11 protein-coding genes are annotated in these 14,009 nt (G+C 70.2%); 5 read left to right on the plus strand and 6 right to left on the minus strand.

Features of this window, described 5'->3' with window-relative positions:
* The first annotated feature begins 3 nt into the window (after positions 1 to 3).
* Together EWH70_RS25750 and EWH70_RS25755 are read left to right on the plus strand one after the other, a co-directional pair.
* Positions 4 to 1,035, plus strand: coding sequence for a sensor histidine kinase (locus EWH70_RS25750; protein ID WP_130478086.1), 1,032 nt, complete (start codon positions 4 to 6; stop codon positions 1,033 to 1,035).
* 13 nt (positions 1,036 to 1,048) lie between these two features.
* Positions 1,049 to 4,090, plus strand: a complete 3,042-nt coding sequence (locus tag EWH70_RS25755; RefSeq protein ID WP_130478087.1) for an ATP-binding protein — start codon at positions 1,049 to 1,051, stop codon at positions 4,088 to 4,090.
* Here the strand turns inward: EWH70_RS25755 and EWH70_RS25760 are convergent.
* From EWH70_RS25760 to EWH70_RS25780, 5 genes are all read right to left on the minus strand, one after another.
* Positions 4,070 to 5,263, minus strand: a complete 1,194-nt coding sequence (locus EWH70_RS25760) for a cytochrome P450 (RefSeq protein WP_240687228.1) — start codon at positions 5,261 to 5,263, stop codon at positions 4,070 to 4,072. The genes EWH70_RS25755 and EWH70_RS25760 overlap by 21 nt on opposite strands.
* On the minus strand, positions 5,260 to 6,018 hold the full coding sequence (locus EWH70_RS25765; protein WP_130478088.1) for an ABC transporter permease: 759 nt from the start codon (positions 6,016 to 6,018) through the stop codon (positions 5,260 to 5,262). Before EWH70_RS25765 ends, EWH70_RS25760 begins: the two co-directional genes overlap by 4 nt.
* Positions 6,015 to 6,947 carry an ATP-binding cassette domain-containing protein gene (locus EWH70_RS25770; RefSeq protein WP_130478089.1) on the minus strand — a complete coding sequence of 311 codons (933 nt, stop codon included), beginning with the start codon at positions 6,945 to 6,947 and terminating at the stop codon, positions 6,015 to 6,017. Before EWH70_RS25770 ends, EWH70_RS25765 begins: the two co-directional genes overlap by 4 nt.
* A 420-nt stretch (positions 6,948 to 7,367) precedes the next feature.
* Positions 7,368 to 7,709 carry an ABC transporter substrate-binding protein gene (locus EWH70_RS25775; RefSeq protein WP_130478090.1) on the minus strand — a complete coding sequence of 114 codons (342 nt, stop codon included), beginning with the start codon at positions 7,707 to 7,709 and terminating at the stop codon, positions 7,368 to 7,370.
* Positions 7,710 to 7,749: 40 nt separating this feature from the next.
* Positions 7,750 to 8,511 carry a TetR/AcrR family transcriptional regulator gene (locus EWH70_RS25780; protein ID WP_130478091.1) on the minus strand — a complete coding sequence of 254 codons (762 nt, stop codon included), beginning with the start codon at positions 8,509 to 8,511 and terminating at the stop codon, positions 7,750 to 7,752.
* A gap of 51 nt (positions 8,512 to 8,562) precedes the next feature.
* Between EWH70_RS25780 and EWH70_RS25785 the strand changes: the two genes are divergently transcribed.
* Positions 8,563 to 9,273 carry a VOC family protein gene (locus EWH70_RS25785; RefSeq protein WP_205669252.1) on the plus strand — a complete coding sequence of 237 codons (711 nt, stop codon included), beginning with the start codon at positions 8,563 to 8,565 and terminating at the stop codon, positions 9,271 to 9,273.
* A 148-nt stretch (positions 9,274 to 9,421) separates the two neighbouring features.
* The gene (locus tag EWH70_RS25790) at positions 9,422 to 9,742 is read left to right on the plus strand and encodes a hypothetical protein (protein ID WP_130478092.1); all 321 of its coding nucleotides are present in this window, start codon (positions 9,422 to 9,424) and stop codon (positions 9,740 to 9,742) included.
* A gap of 377 nt (positions 9,743 to 10,119) precedes the next feature.
* Here EWH70_RS25790 and EWH70_RS25795 read toward each other — a convergent pair whose 3' ends face one another.
* A complete protein-coding gene (locus EWH70_RS25795) occupies positions 10,120 to 10,605 on the minus strand; it encodes a hypothetical protein (protein WP_130478093.1) in 486 nt (161 codons plus the stop codon).
* A gap of 208 nt (positions 10,606 to 10,813) precedes the next feature.
* Between EWH70_RS25795 and EWH70_RS25800 the strand changes: the two genes are divergently transcribed.
* Positions 10,814 to 13,726: an AAA domain-containing protein gene (locus EWH70_RS25800; RefSeq protein ID WP_130478094.1), complete on the plus strand. Its 2,913-nt coding sequence runs from the start codon at positions 10,814 to 10,816 to the stop codon at positions 13,724 to 13,726.
* Positions 13,727 to 14,009 lie beyond the last annotated feature (283 nt).

Genomic DNA, 14,009 nt, shown 5'->3' on the forward strand with positions numbered 1-14,009 from the left:
ACCGTGGACTCTGAACCTCCCAGTTCCGGCCCCGGGTGGGCCGGCGCCCCGGCCTGGCACGGGCCCGGACCCGAGGACGCCTTCACCCACCCGGCGCTGTTCTACCGCACACCGGCGGACTACCTGGCCGCCACGGTGCCGTTCGTGGTCGGCGGCCTGGCGCGGGACGAGCCGGTCGCCGTCTCCGTACCCAGGGACAACCTGGTGGCGCTGCGGGACGCGGTCGCCGCCTCCGGGGCGCCGGCCGACCAGGTGCGCTGGCTGGACATGACCGAGGCCGGCCGCAATCCCGGCCGCATCATCCCCGGTGTCCTGCGGGCCTTCGCCGACCAGCACCCGCGACGGCGGGTGCGGATCATCGGCGAGCCGATCTGGGCCGGGCGCAGCGCCGACGAGTACCCGGCCTGCGCCCAGCACGAAGCCCTGATCAACGCGGCGTTCCGGGGCCGGGAGGTGACCATCCTGTGCCCGTACGACACGCATCGGCTCACCTCGGCGGTGCTGACCGAGGCCGAGCTGACGCATCCCGTGATCGTCGAGGGCGACCGGCACTGGACCAGCACCGGTTACGCGCCCGACGCCGTGGTCGACACGCACAACCAGCCACTCCCCGAACCGGAACAGGTCTCCGCCTACCCCGCGGACGGCATCACCGCGTCCGGCCTGGCGGCCATCCGGCGCTGGGCAGCCGACCACAGCGCCCGGGCGGGGCTCGATCCGCAACGGCAGGACGACGTCGTGCTCGCGGTCAACGAGCTGGCGGCCAACTGCATCGACCACGGGCACGCCAGCCGCCTGGCGTGCTGGACGACCGGGTCGGCGCTGGTCTTCCAGGCCACCAACGCCAGTCCCGGCCCGCTGTCCCCACTGGCCGGCAGGCTCCCCGTTCCCGTAGACCACCGGCGCGGACGCGGCCTGCTCATGATCAACCAGATCGCCGACCTCGTCCGGCTGCACACCGGTGACGGCCACATCACCGTCCGCGTGTACGTCGATCTGCCCGCTCGCGACGGGAAACCGGCGCAGGCAGGTTGACTATCCTCGACGGGTGTCGATCGAGCTGAGGCTGCTGGCGACGGTGGCCTTCCGGGGGCGGGAGGTGACCGCGCCCCGGCTGCGGAACCTGATCGCCCTGCTGGCCGACGACCTGCGCCGCGGCTGCGGCACGGACCGCCTGGTCGAGGGACTCTGGCCGGACGAACAGCCGGAGAACCCGGCGAAGGCACTACGGGTCCTGGTCTCCCGGGTACGTGCCCAGCTCGCCGCCGACCTGATCGAGAACACCGCGTCGGGCTATCGCCTGACGCTGGACCCGGGCGCGGTCGACACCGGCGTGGCCCGGGAACTGGCCGCGCGGGGCGCGGAGGCCCTGCGCCGGGGCGACCACCACGGCGCCCTGACCGCCGCGGACGACGGCCTCGCGCTGTGGGACGGCGGCGACGGCGACGAGTACGGCCCGGTGGCCGAGCTCCGCTCCCGGTTGACCGGGACGCACCGGTCGCTGACCAGGACCCGGGCGCTCGCGTTGTCCCTGGCCGGGAGACCCGCCGAAGCCCTGGAGGCGTTACGCCTGCTGGCGGCGGAGGACGGCCACGACGAGGAGGTCCTGCTGGAGCTGCTGCGCAGCGAGGCGGCCACCGCGGGGGCGGCCACGGCGCTGGCCAGCTACGAGCGGTACCGGCGGCGGCTGCGCGACGAACTCGGCACCGACCCGGGACCGGCGCTGCGGGCACTGCACCGCCGGCTGCTGCGCGGCGAGGTGGTCCGCAAGGGCGTCGAACACGAGCCGAACGCCCTGCTCGGCAGGGCGAACGACCTCGCGGCCGTCACGGGCATGCTGACGACGTCCCGGGTCGTGACGATTCTGGGCCCCGGCGGCCTGGGCAAGACACGGCTGGCGCAGGCGGTGAGCCTGGACTCGGCCTGCGACGTCTACTTCGTCCCGCTGGCCGGGGTCACCGGCCACGTGGCCCACGAGGTCGCCTCCGTGGTGGGAGCCGGGGATCCGCTCCACTTCCGGCGGCCGGCCGACGTGGTGTCCGGCATCGTCAACGCGATCGGGCAGGCACCGGCGCTGCTGGTGCTGGACAACTGTGAGCACGTGCTCGACTCGGTGGCCGAGCTGGTCCGTGTCCTGGTGTCCGCGACCCGCGAGGTACGGGTCCTCACCACGAGCCGTGCGCCACTCGGGTTGTCCTCCGAGGCGGTCTACCGGCTGCCCGAACTGCCCCTCGCCACGGCGGTCGAGTTGTTCGGGCAACGGGCGCGGTCCGCACGTCCCGGCGTCGAGCTGCCCGCGGACGTCGTGGCGGGCCTGTGCCGGCAGCTGGACGGCCTGCCGCTGGCGATCGAACTCGCCGCGGCCCGGGCGCGGATCATGTCGGTACCCGAGATCGCCGCACGGCTGGACGACCGGTTCGCCTTGCTGCGCGGTGGTTCCCGGGACACGCCCAGCCGGCACCGGACGCTGCACGGTGTCGTCGAGTGGAGCTGGAACCTCCTGACCGAGTCCAGCCGGAGCGCGATGGGGCCGCTGTCCGTCTTTCCCGGCGGGTTCACGCTGTCGGCCGCCGAACACGTGCTCGGCGCCGAGGCGAGGGACATCCTGGAGCATCTCACCGACCAGTCGCTGCTCAAGGCCGTCGACACACCGGCAGGCGTCCGGTTCCAGATGCTGGAGACCGTCCGGGAGTTCTGCGCGAACCGGCGCGACGACACGGCGGTGGACGCCTTCCTCGCCTGGGCACGGCAGTTCGGCCTGGCCCACCACGAGGCGGTGTTCGGCGCGGACCCGATCGCCTCCGCCGTCCTGATCGAAGCCGAACAGGACAACCTGGTGCGGGCACTGCGGTACGGCATCGAGCGGCACGACGGGGCGACGGTCGCGTCCGCGGCCTCGGTGCTGACCAGCATGTGGCTGCTGGCGTCGAACTACGACATGACCGAGGCCCACGTGGACGACATCGGCTACGTGCTCGCGCACTACCGGCCCGATCCGGAGTTCGTGGAGGTGACCAGGACGACCGCCGCGATCTGCGCCACCACCAGGTTCATGATCCAGGGCCCTCGCGCGGTCCGCAGTCTTGTCGTGCTCAAGCGTCTGCCACCGGCCAAGCCGGACACCCTGGCCAGAGCCGCGGCCGCGCTGCTGTGCGGCGAAGCGGACACCGGTGAGCCGTTGCTGATCGCCGCGGCGAACTTTCTGGAAAGCCACATCAGGGAAAGCGAACTCGACCTGCCCGGGGCGCTGGCGGCAGCCAGGACGGCACAGGAACAGGCCGAGCGGGCTGCCCCGTGGGTGCAGTTGTCCACACGTGTCCGGCTCGGCGAACTGTGCCTGCACGAGGGCGAGATCGACGAAGCCAGGCACCATTTCACGGCGGCGTACGAGCTGTTCCCGGACGACATCGCCCACGTCGCCGTGTCCCTCGTCCACACTCACCTGCAGGCGGGCGACCTGGACGCCGCCGAGTGGTGGCTGGACTCGCTGCTGGGCGGCGCCGGGGCGGGACTCGACACCGACGGCGGCACGCCACCGCTCGGTGTCCAGGCCGAGATCCTGCTGGCGCGTGGCGAGATCGAAGCGGGCCTGCGGGTCTGGCGGGACGCGCTGCGGGTGCTCGATTCGCACGGTGGCACGCCGTACCGGGTGCGGTCGTCGGGGATCGACCCGTGGCTCAACGAGGTCGAGGCGACCGTCGTGGTCGCGCACGCCCAGCACGGCCGCCTGGACCTGGTGGCGGACCTGGTCGGCCGGTTGCCGGACCGGCTGGTTTCGCTGCTGCGGCATCCGACGGCCGACCCGTCGCCGTTCCTGCGCGAGTTCCGCGTGTGGGGTGCGCTGCTGCTGGCGGCCGGGATGGCCGAGCTGGCGCACCGGCCGCGGCACGCCGTCCGGCTGATCGCACTGGCCGAGCGGTGCTGTTTCCTGCGCGGGCACCAGCCGACGATGTCCCCGGAACGTGCCCGCCAGGCGGCCCGCGACGCGGACAGGGTGGCCTACGACGACGCCGTGTCGTCGTACGCCACCCTGAGCCGTGCCGAACTGCGGATCGCGGCGCTGGAGGAGCTAACTCACCCGGACCGGTAGGTGCCGGGCCCCGCACATGTCCAGCGCCGGGTGGAACACGGGCGGATCGTCCGGGATCGTCCGCAGGTCGCCGAACCGGTCGAGCAGGATGTTCAGCGCGATCCTGCCCTCCAGCCGGGCCAGCGGCGCCCCGAGGCAGAAGTGCGCACCGCGGCCGAAACCCAGGTGCGGGTTGGGGTCGCGGGTGAGGTCGTAGGTCGCGGGGTCGGCGAACCGGCGCGGGTCGCGGTTGGCCGCGCCGACCAGCGCGGTCACCAGCTGCCCGCCGGGGAGGGCTCGGCCGCCGATCTCGGTGTCGCGGGTGGTGGCCCGCCAGACCCCGGGGACCGGGCTGATCAGCCGCAGCGACTCCTCCAGCGCCGCGGGTACCAGCGACCTGTCCCGGCGCACGGCGGCGGCCGCGTCCCGGTAGCGGTCCAGGCACATGATGGTGCTGCCGAGCAGGAGGGTCGTCGTGACGTGCCCGGCGATGAGCAGCAGTGCGCCGAAGCTGGTGATCTCGGCGTCGGTGAGCCGTTCACCGTCCACTTCGGCGTGCACGAGCCTGCTGAGCAGGTCCTCGCCCGGCCGGCGCCGCCGGCCGGCCGCGTGTTCGGCCAGGTAGTCCATCATCGGCAGGTACTCGGCCACGGCTGCCCGCGCGGCGGCCTGGACGTCCACGCCGGGATCGGTCTCGTAGTGGACGATCTTGCTCTCCATGAGCTTGTCCGCCCAGTAGGCGAACAGTTTCCGGTCGGTGGCGGGAATGCCGAGCAGTTCGGCGATCACCGTCACCGGCAGCGGGTAGGCGATCTCCTCGACGAAGTCGAACTCGTCCCGGCCGGCCAGGCCGTCGGCCAGTTCGGTGACGATCTCCGTGATCCGGGGTTCCAGGTCGGCCACCACCCTGGGGGTGAAGGCCTGGCTGAGCACCTTGCGGCGCTGCCGGTGGAACGCGCCGTCCATCAGCAGCAGGTTCCCCGCGTTCAGGTCCTCGGCGGCCTGGTCGCGGTCGGCATGCGGGAAGTACGGGCTGATGTCGGAGGAGAACGTCCCCGGGTCGCCGAGAACCTGTTGTGCCTCGGGGTATCCGGTGACGAACCACGCGCCCATCCGCTCGTCGAACTCGACGGGATCGGCGGGCAGCGGGCCGTTCATCCAGAAGTGGGCGGGGTTGGTGTTCCACGCTGTCACGGCTTGTGTCCCTTCTCGAAGGCCCGGCGCGACCACAGGTAGCCGACGGCCGCGAGGCCGGCACACCAGGCGATCGCGATCGCGGCCGTGCCGCCGACCGGGGTGCCCATCAGCAGGCCGCGCACGGCTTCGGTGATCGGGGTGAACGGCTGGTGCTCGGCGAACCAGTGCAGCCAGCCGGGAAGTGAGTCCGTCGGGACGAACCCGCTGCCCAGCATGGGCAGGAACGTCAGCGGCAGCGGCAGGTTGCTCGCCGACTCCGGTCCCCGTGCCACCAGCCCGACGGCGGCGGCGATCCAGGACAGCGCGAACATCAGCGACAGCAGGATTCCGGCGGCGGCCAGCCAGCCGAGGACGTCGACGTGCGGCCGGAAACCCAGCAGCAGCGCCACCGCGATCACCAGCGCGGTGCTGAAGGCCGTCTGGATGACACCGCCGAGGACGTGCCCGTTCAGCACCGCCGCACGGGAGATCGCCATGGTGCGCAAGCGTTTCATGATGCCGGCGACCTTGTCCGAGCTGACGCTCACCGCCGTGATGATGCAGCAGGACGTCACGGACACGATGAGAATCCCCGGCGTGACGTAGTCGACGTAGTCGGTGCCGTCCAGGCCCGCGGTCAGCGTGCGGCCGAAGACTCCCACGAACAGCAGCAGCATCAGCACCGGCATCGCCACGCCGCCGATGGTCAGCGACGGATAGCGCATCGAGTGTTTCACCTTGCGCCGCAACATGGTTATCGAGTCACCGGTCATGTGGTCACCTCCGTGGCGGTGAGTGCGAGGAAGACGTCGTCGAGGTCCGGGGTGTGCACCGTCAGCGTCTCCACGTCGATGCGGGCGTGCTCCAGCCGGTCGAGCAGGTCGTGCAGCGACCTGACGCCGCCGTCGCTGGGCACGTGCAGGGTCAGGGCGTCGTCGTCGCGGGCCGCGTCCCCGAGCAGGCGGGCCGCGTCGTCCAGCTGGTGCGGGCCGGCGAACCGCAGCAGGATGTGCCCGCCCGGAACCCGTCGTTTGAGCTCGGCCGGGGTTCCCTCGGCGACGAGCCTGCCGCCGTCCAGCACCGCGATGCGGTCGGCGAGCTGGTCGGCTTCCTCCAGGTACTGGGTGGTGAGGAAGATCGTGACGCCGTCGGCGACGAGGTTCCGGATGATCTCCCACATCATCCTGCGGCTGCGCGGGTCCAGACCGGTGGTCGGCTCGTCGAGGAAGATGATGCGCGGATCGCCCACCAGCGTCATGGCGAGATCGAGCCGCCTTCGCATGCCGCCCGAGTAGGTTCCCGGGAGCTTCCCGCCCGCCTCGGCCAGGTCGAAGCGGCGGAGCAGCCGCTCGGTGAGCTGCCTGCCCTCGCCGCGCGGGATCTGGCGCAGGTCCGCCATCAGCTGGAGGTTCTCCGCGCCGGTGAGCAGATCGTCGATGGCCGCGAACTGCCCGGTGACCCCGATCGCGTGCCGCACGCCGGTGGTCTCGGTCCGCACGTCGAACCCCGCCACCCTGGCGGTTCCGTCGTCGGCGTCGATCAGTGTGGACAGGATCTGGACGGTCGTCGTCTTGCCCGCTCCGTTCGGCCCGAGCAGGGAGAAGACGGTCCCCGCCCGCACGGTCAGGTCGATGCCGTCCAGTACGACCTTGTCGCCGTAAGACTTCCGCAGCCCTCTCGCCGCGATCGCCGGTGTTGTCATGCCGCAGACCCTGCCCGCGGACCGGATCAACGGGGTTTCAGCGCGGCTTCATGCCCTGAAACCGCAGGCCCCGGACTTCATCCCGGCAAGGGTTGGGTCGCAGGTAGGCGGGGTGGCTGGTCTCGAGCGTGGAACTCGTGTGCAGGAACGTAGAACTCGCGTGCGTGAGCGCAGAACTCACGATGTGGAGCGGTTCTCCCGTGGCGCCGGTCGCCCGGCTGGTTCCACTGTCCGGCATGCCGGTTCCGGATTGCGATACGTGGGCGTGAGGTCAAGCTGCTTGGTGGGGTTGTCTCGTTCGTGGTGGCTGGTGGGGCGGGTGTGCCGGGGTGAGGGCGGATGTGGTGGCGTCTGATGCCGTGAAGGGGGCCTTCACGGCAATTCGCCCCGGACTCTGGACTTTGCCGGAGCCCTGGCATCTCATGCCGTGAGGGCGTAGACCGTTTCCGTGGGTGGCGCGGGCTGGGACCAGGCTGCCATGCCGTTGGCGAAGAGCGTGTGCCGGGCGGAGAGCACCAGACCGGCGCCGAGGGCCAGCGCGATGTCGGTGTCCCGCAGGTATCCGCAGGCCACGACGCGCTGCGGCGGCGCCTCGACGGTGGTGTTGCCCAGCTTGCCCTCGACCGTGACGGGGAAGCCCGGCACCGCACCCGCGGCCGGTCGCCCATCGTCGGAGGTACCGGAGCCGCAGCCGGCGAGCAGCAGGCCCGCTCCGGCCGTCCCGTACAGGAGTCCGCGGCGTGACAGTCTGCCCGTGCTCACCGTCGACTCCTCAGTGCCTAGGCTTGCTTTATCACGCTACCTACCCGGAGATCCGGGCGTCGATCGAGTCGAGGACGAGTTCGAGGCCGAAGTCGAAGCGGTCGAGAGCTCGTTGCAGCGTGTAGGGCAGCGCGGTGTCCTGCACCTCGAACGCTCCGGCCTCGGCCAGCGCGGTCAGCCGGGGGAAGCGGCCGTTGACGCGTTCGTCCAGGAGCGGGGCGCGTTGTTCCCACCATTCGTCGTCACTGTGCCCGGTGTGCCTGTGTGCCTGCTCGGCCTCGACGACGGCGGAGGCCGCGCCGCGCGTGTAGGACTCGACCGCGGCGTGGCTGTCGACGATGTCGCTCGCCGCCAGGCCGCAGCCGTCGAACAGGGCCAGCGCGGCGTCGTACCGGCTCAGGACGTGCGGGCCGAAGACCGTGCGTGAGCTCGCCACGCGGACAAGCCAGGGATGGGCCCGGAATGCGGCGAGATCGGACAACGCCAGGTCGCGCAGCCCGGCCCGCAGCCCGCGATCGGCCACCGGCAGGGGCTGCGTGCCCGCGATCCGGTCCACCATGAGTTCGAGCAGCTCCGCCTTGCCGGGCACGTAGGTGTAGAGCGACGCCGTGCCGATGCCGAGCGCCTGGGCCAGCGCCCGCAGCGACAACGCCGCCGGGCCCGCGCTGTCGGCCTGGCTGATCGCGATGTCGACGATCCGGGTCAGCTCCAGGCGCTGGCGCGGGCCCCGCCGTGGCGTGGGTGCGCCGTCCCAGAGCAGCGCCATGGTGCGTCGTGCGTCGCCGCGTCCCGCGTACTCCATCCGGCTCCTATTCCTCTTGGCCAAATACCCCGAACACCGTATGGTGTTTTGGTGATCCGCGAAAGAGCCATCCCCGGCCTGCCCTGCCGCCAGCTCGACGACGTCCTGCCCTTCTACACCGCGCTCGGGTTCGCGGTGACCTTCCGGCAGGACCGGCCCAACCCGTACGCCTCGGTGCGCCGCGGCGGGATCGAGTTGCACTTCTTCGGTGTCCCCGGCTTCGATCCCGCCCAATCCATGGGAAGCACCGTGGTGATCGTCCCGGACACGGCCGCCCTGCACGCGGACTTCGCCGCGGGCCTGCGCGCCGCGTTCGGAAAGGTGCCGGTGTCCGGCATTCCCCGGATGACCCGGCCACGCAGGAAGTCGGGGGCTCCCGGCGGTTTCTCGGTGGTCGATCCGGGCGGCAACTGGCTGCGCATCAGTTCCCGCAGCGACGACGAGGCCGTCGACACCCCACCGGAGAGCAGGCTGGCGCGGGTGGTGGCCACCGCCGCACGCCAGGGCGACTCGCACGGCGACGTCGACCGGGCGATCGACGTACTCCGAACGGGACTGGCCCGCCACGCCGGCGCGCCGCCCGCCGAGCGGCTGCCCGCCCTGGTCTACCTCGCCGAACTGCAGGTGCGCGCGGGCGACCGGGACGCCGCGGCCGGACTGCTCGCCGAGGTGCGCGCACTCGAACTGACCGGCGCCGAACGCGAGGCGGTCGCCACCGATCTGGCGACCGCCGCCGAGCTGGCCGCCGACCTGGACCACTGATCCGGCCGCGCCACACGCAGTGGGAGCGCCTGGCCAGGTTTGTACCGTGATGCAAAGGTGTTGTCCGTCTGTCCCCGGGTCCACGACGTTGAGCCAACGACGCCGCGACGCCGTGGCGCGTTCGACTCGCGATGGAGGATTCGACCAGATGAGGACTGCACTCGCCCGGTTCGCCACAGCGGCGGTCGTGACGCTGGGAGTTGTTGCCCCGCTCGGGATCGCGGGTGGTGTCGCCAGCGCCGCTCCGGCGACCGGCAGCACCGTCCAGGCGGACACGATCTCGCCGGCCAGCGTCGCGGACTGCCAGGGGTTCCTGCGCAAGGTGGGCTACAAGGTCGGCCCGAAGGTCACCAACGCCTGCAAGGTCGGAAGTAGCCCCTACACTAACTGGGCCTGCCCTTCCATGCTCATCGCGATCAAGGTTCACAAGATCCACGCCGCGGAAGCGTGCAAGCGGGCCCTGCGCTAGCCGCTGATCGGAGCCGGCCGGTCAGCGGTCATGCACGGCCGACTTGGCGTTTCCTCACTGGACGCGAGGCCTTCGAAGAAGTCGCGGGGTTCTGTGCACTTTTTATGCACCCTCAGGCCCTAGGCTGCACCTCTGAAAGGGCTCTGACCTGGAAAGATGCTCCCAATTGGACTCGAACCAATAACCTGCCGGTTAACTGTTCGAGCCCAATCGTCTCGTTCTCAGTATGCCCAGCTGGGTATTTCGCGAAGCCAGTGCTCTCAGTCGGCCCCGGTCGACCTGGTTCGAAGGAGTTTCGGCTCCATTAGTGCACCCTGTCGGTTCGGTTGAACCTGACTTGCCCGGTGAACGATCATGAAGCGTTGACAGCCGGCCAGTCAACGGCAGGAGACGTCGGTCACCGCGGCCTTCGGCTTGACGGAGTTCCTGGCAGTACTGATCATCGTACGGTTTACCCGCCACGTTCCAGGGCCTTGCGCGTCGGCAGTCTCCACGACGTCCCCGCTCTCGTCGCCGCTAATCGTGTAGGTGAGGTCACAGCGGTACATCGACGCTGCGGGGTTACCGCTCGACACCGACGGCTCTACCTCCACATTGCACCCGGCCGAGCCATAGCACTTCTTGCTTTGAATCTTAAGTTCGATCGCGTAGTCAGACGCGACAGGCTCCGCCAGCGCCGGCATCGTCCTGGTCGAGGACGGCGGAGACGACCGAAGAAGGTCGGGGAGCTGGAAGTTCACCGCGGGGGAGGTCGCCACCGTTGGACTCGGAAGTCGCGGTTCCGACGGCCTTCCGCCGCCGATCAACGATACCGCCACGACGACGCTGCCTGCCATAAGGATTACGCCGATCACCAAGAGCACAGCCCGTCGTCCAACCATGATGCGTCTCCCGTCAAGGAACTCGATGCACCGTGGTCGTTCCCGAACGTAGGCACGTTACGGGTCGTGACCAGACTGAGTTCATTACGAATAGCCTCACTCACGAGGGCTTCGGCTCGTCGCCGGTCTACTCGCGTGTTCCCGGATCTTGCCTCCATTCTGACCTGTTGCCGCAGAGGGAGGAGCAGATGTGCTGGCAGGAGAACGGGACACCGATCCGTTGCGAACGACCACGAGCTTGATCGACTTTCTCGCCGACCTCACCGACGTATCGAGCCGGAATCCAGTACGGGATATCACCGACGGCTCGTCCCGGGCACCGGATCCCGTGCTCTGGCTGGACGACCTGCCGGACGGAGTGACCTTCCACCCGGACGCGGCCGATGTACTACTCCAGATGCGGCCCGTCCAGCGGATACCAGCCCCCATGCCACCGGCCGACCTGGCCGGCTGGGTGCATCCACCGGAGCCACCGGGCCCGGGCGAACCCGAACCGGAGTTCCGCGTGCCAGCCGACCGGGCTGAGGAGGAAGCCGAGCCACTGAAACCGGTCTTCCTGCGGTGGCTGGCCCGCTGGCGGGTTTGGACGGAGGACGAGCGCAGGCGGCAACGGCGACGCCGGTTCTACGACGCCCTCGAAGCCGCGGCGAAGCGGATAGAGCAACTCGACGACGAGTACGAGTTCGTGCTCGGCGTCGGTCTGGTGTGCTGGCAAGCACCGGACGGCCAGATCATCCGCCGCCACCTGCTAACCGAGCAGGCCGTTCCCTCGCTCGACCGGACCGGTGTCGTGACCGTCCGCATGCTGGTCGGCCAGCGGCGACTCGAAGATCGGGAACTCTTCGAGGGACAGGAGGTCTACCGGCCTGATCGGGGCCGGGCACACAAGAGCACGATCGTCGAGAACGACTCGCCGGCACTCGGGCCGCACACCATGGCGGCACTGAGGGAGTGGCTCGGCCTCGCACTGGACCTGGCCTGCGAAGAGGAGACCGGGAATCCTACCGGTGCGCCAGGGACGACACCGACGTTCGCAGCAGCCCCGGCCCTGCTGCTGCGCCCGCGGAGCCGGGTCCAGATTCGCGACGCGTACCGGCACATCGCAGAGGCGCTGCGTCAGCCCGGGGCACCGATTCCGGTCGCGTTGTCTCAGATCGTCGTCGACACGAATCGAGAGCAGCGCGAACGGTGGCTCACCGGGCAGGGCGCCGACCCCGGCGATGTGCTCGGCACCGATCCCCTGTTTCCGTTGCCGGCCAACGCCGAACAGACACGTGTCATCGAGTTGATGCGCACCGAGACCGGCGTCGTCGTCCAGGGCCCACCCGGCACCGGCAAGACGCACACGATCGCCAATCTGATCTCGGCACTGCTGGCGCGCGGCCAGCGCGTCCTGGTGACCAGCCAGAAGGATCAGGCCCTGAAGGTGTTGCGTGAGCGGATCCCTCCGGAGATTCGCAAGCTCTGTGTGCTGCTCACCGGCGGCAGCAAGAACGCCTCGATCGAGCTGCAGCTCAGCCTCGACGCGCTTTCCGCCGCTCTGGCCACCACCAACGAGGCGGAGCTAAGCGACCAATCACGTGCGTACTCGGCGGAACGCGACCGGCTCCGCGCGACGAGCGCCTCACTCAACGACCGCATCCGAAGCCTGCGAGAGGTCGAACTCGTCAAGCACAAGCCGGTAGTGCCGGGCTACAGCACCGAGGCCTACCGCGGCACGCTGGCGGAGATCGTCCACGAGGTCCGGCGTGGCGCGGACGAACACGGCTGGATGCCACCCGTGCCTGACAACGACCAGGTGCGTGAGGTGCCCCCTCTGTCGACCGAGCAGTTCGCCGAGCTGATCCGGCTGCTGTCCACCGCGTCACCGGACCGCTCGGCCCGGGCCGAGCAATGCATTCCCGGCCCGGATCAGCTGCCCCCGACGAGCGAGCTCGCCAACCTCATCCAGGTGGAGCACACCGCGCGGGAGATCGCTTCGCAGGCCGATGACGGGCGAGCAGCTGCACTCCGGTCCAGAACTCGAAGGGAAGCACACACACCACCGCCGCGGCCACCGTCACCAGCCACACGACCGCGGTCGTCCACATCGCCCGCGACCGCACGAACCGGGCGATCTCCACCGGGAGGCGCCCCCGCACGGGCATCATGTCGGACACTTGCGCTGGATCGTCTCGTGCAGCTGACGCAACCCGGCGAACCCCGCGGGCGACGGCAATCCCCCCTGCAGGCGCTCGAGGTCGTCCGCGACGGCGAACGCGGCGGCACGCAACTCCTCGTCGGTCACGGTGTTCGCCCCGGCACGGATGTTCGCCCCCATCCGCCGGATCCGCTCACTCAGCTGGCCGACGTCCGTCGCCGCGCCCGCAGCCTGCTGGAACTCCTCGATCGCCCGCTGGACGATCCCGGTGAGGTCGCCGCAGTTCTGGGCCTGCTCCGCAGACTGTGGAAAGCAAGCACACAGCGAGAAACAGGCCGCGATCGTGACGGGCACCATGGTCCATTTGACCGAGATCATCGCAGTCTCCGATCACGCCGGCTTGCGCGTGGCGGAGGGAGCGAGCGGGACATCGCCCCGTGCGGAGCGGCGCACCAACGTCACACCGCCAGGCGCCACCTTCCGCAGCGCGGCGGCAAGCTTTCGTTCGTCGACACGGTCGCGGTTCATCCGGGACACGATCACCGGCTGACCGGCCTCGGTGACGTCGAGGCTGTCGGCGGGCACGCCGGCCAGCACCATGTCCGCGGACCCGACCTGAACCCCGGCGCGTGCCCCGCTCGGCCCGGCCTCCTCGTAGAGGACGATCTTCCGTACCGAGTCCCACGGCACCGTCCACTGCCCGATCATCACTCCTTTCGCCGAGATCCACAGCGCGTTGATCTGCGTGACGAAGATCCTGACCGCCCAGGCCGGTCCGCCGATCAGCAGCGCGGTACCGATCGCCGTGATCCAGCCCTGACCGGTCAGCACACCGACCGCGCCGATCGCGAACACGACACCCAGTACGAGAACGATTCGCAGCAGGAGGAACAGCAGAGCCCGAGCCGAGAACGGCCGGAAGGTCCGATAGCGCCCAAACATCAGATTCACCTCGAGTCGTGAAGGCCAGTACGCCTGACCAGACCCGGATCCGGCCCCAATGGTTGGGGCAGCCGCTGTCGGAGCCAACCTGCTCGCCACCGACCAGTGCGACCTGCTCCGGCGGGACGCGGCAGCGCCGCGAGCGGCGGTACCCCATCCGAGCGCGGTGGCGCCCTGAGCCGCACCGATCACGCTACACAATGGACACTCCACTTCAGACGCTGCCGGGCTCAACACCGTGCTCGGATAAATTCGCACGTGGCCAGCGCGGCCGCGTGGGGCAATCCACGCCATCGCCGCGGCA

Origin of the sequence: Amycolatopsis suaedae (assembly GCF_004214935.1) — a bacterium.
GTDB lineage: Bacteria > Actinomycetota > Actinomycetes > Mycobacteriales > Pseudonocardiaceae > Amycolatopsis > Amycolatopsis suaedae.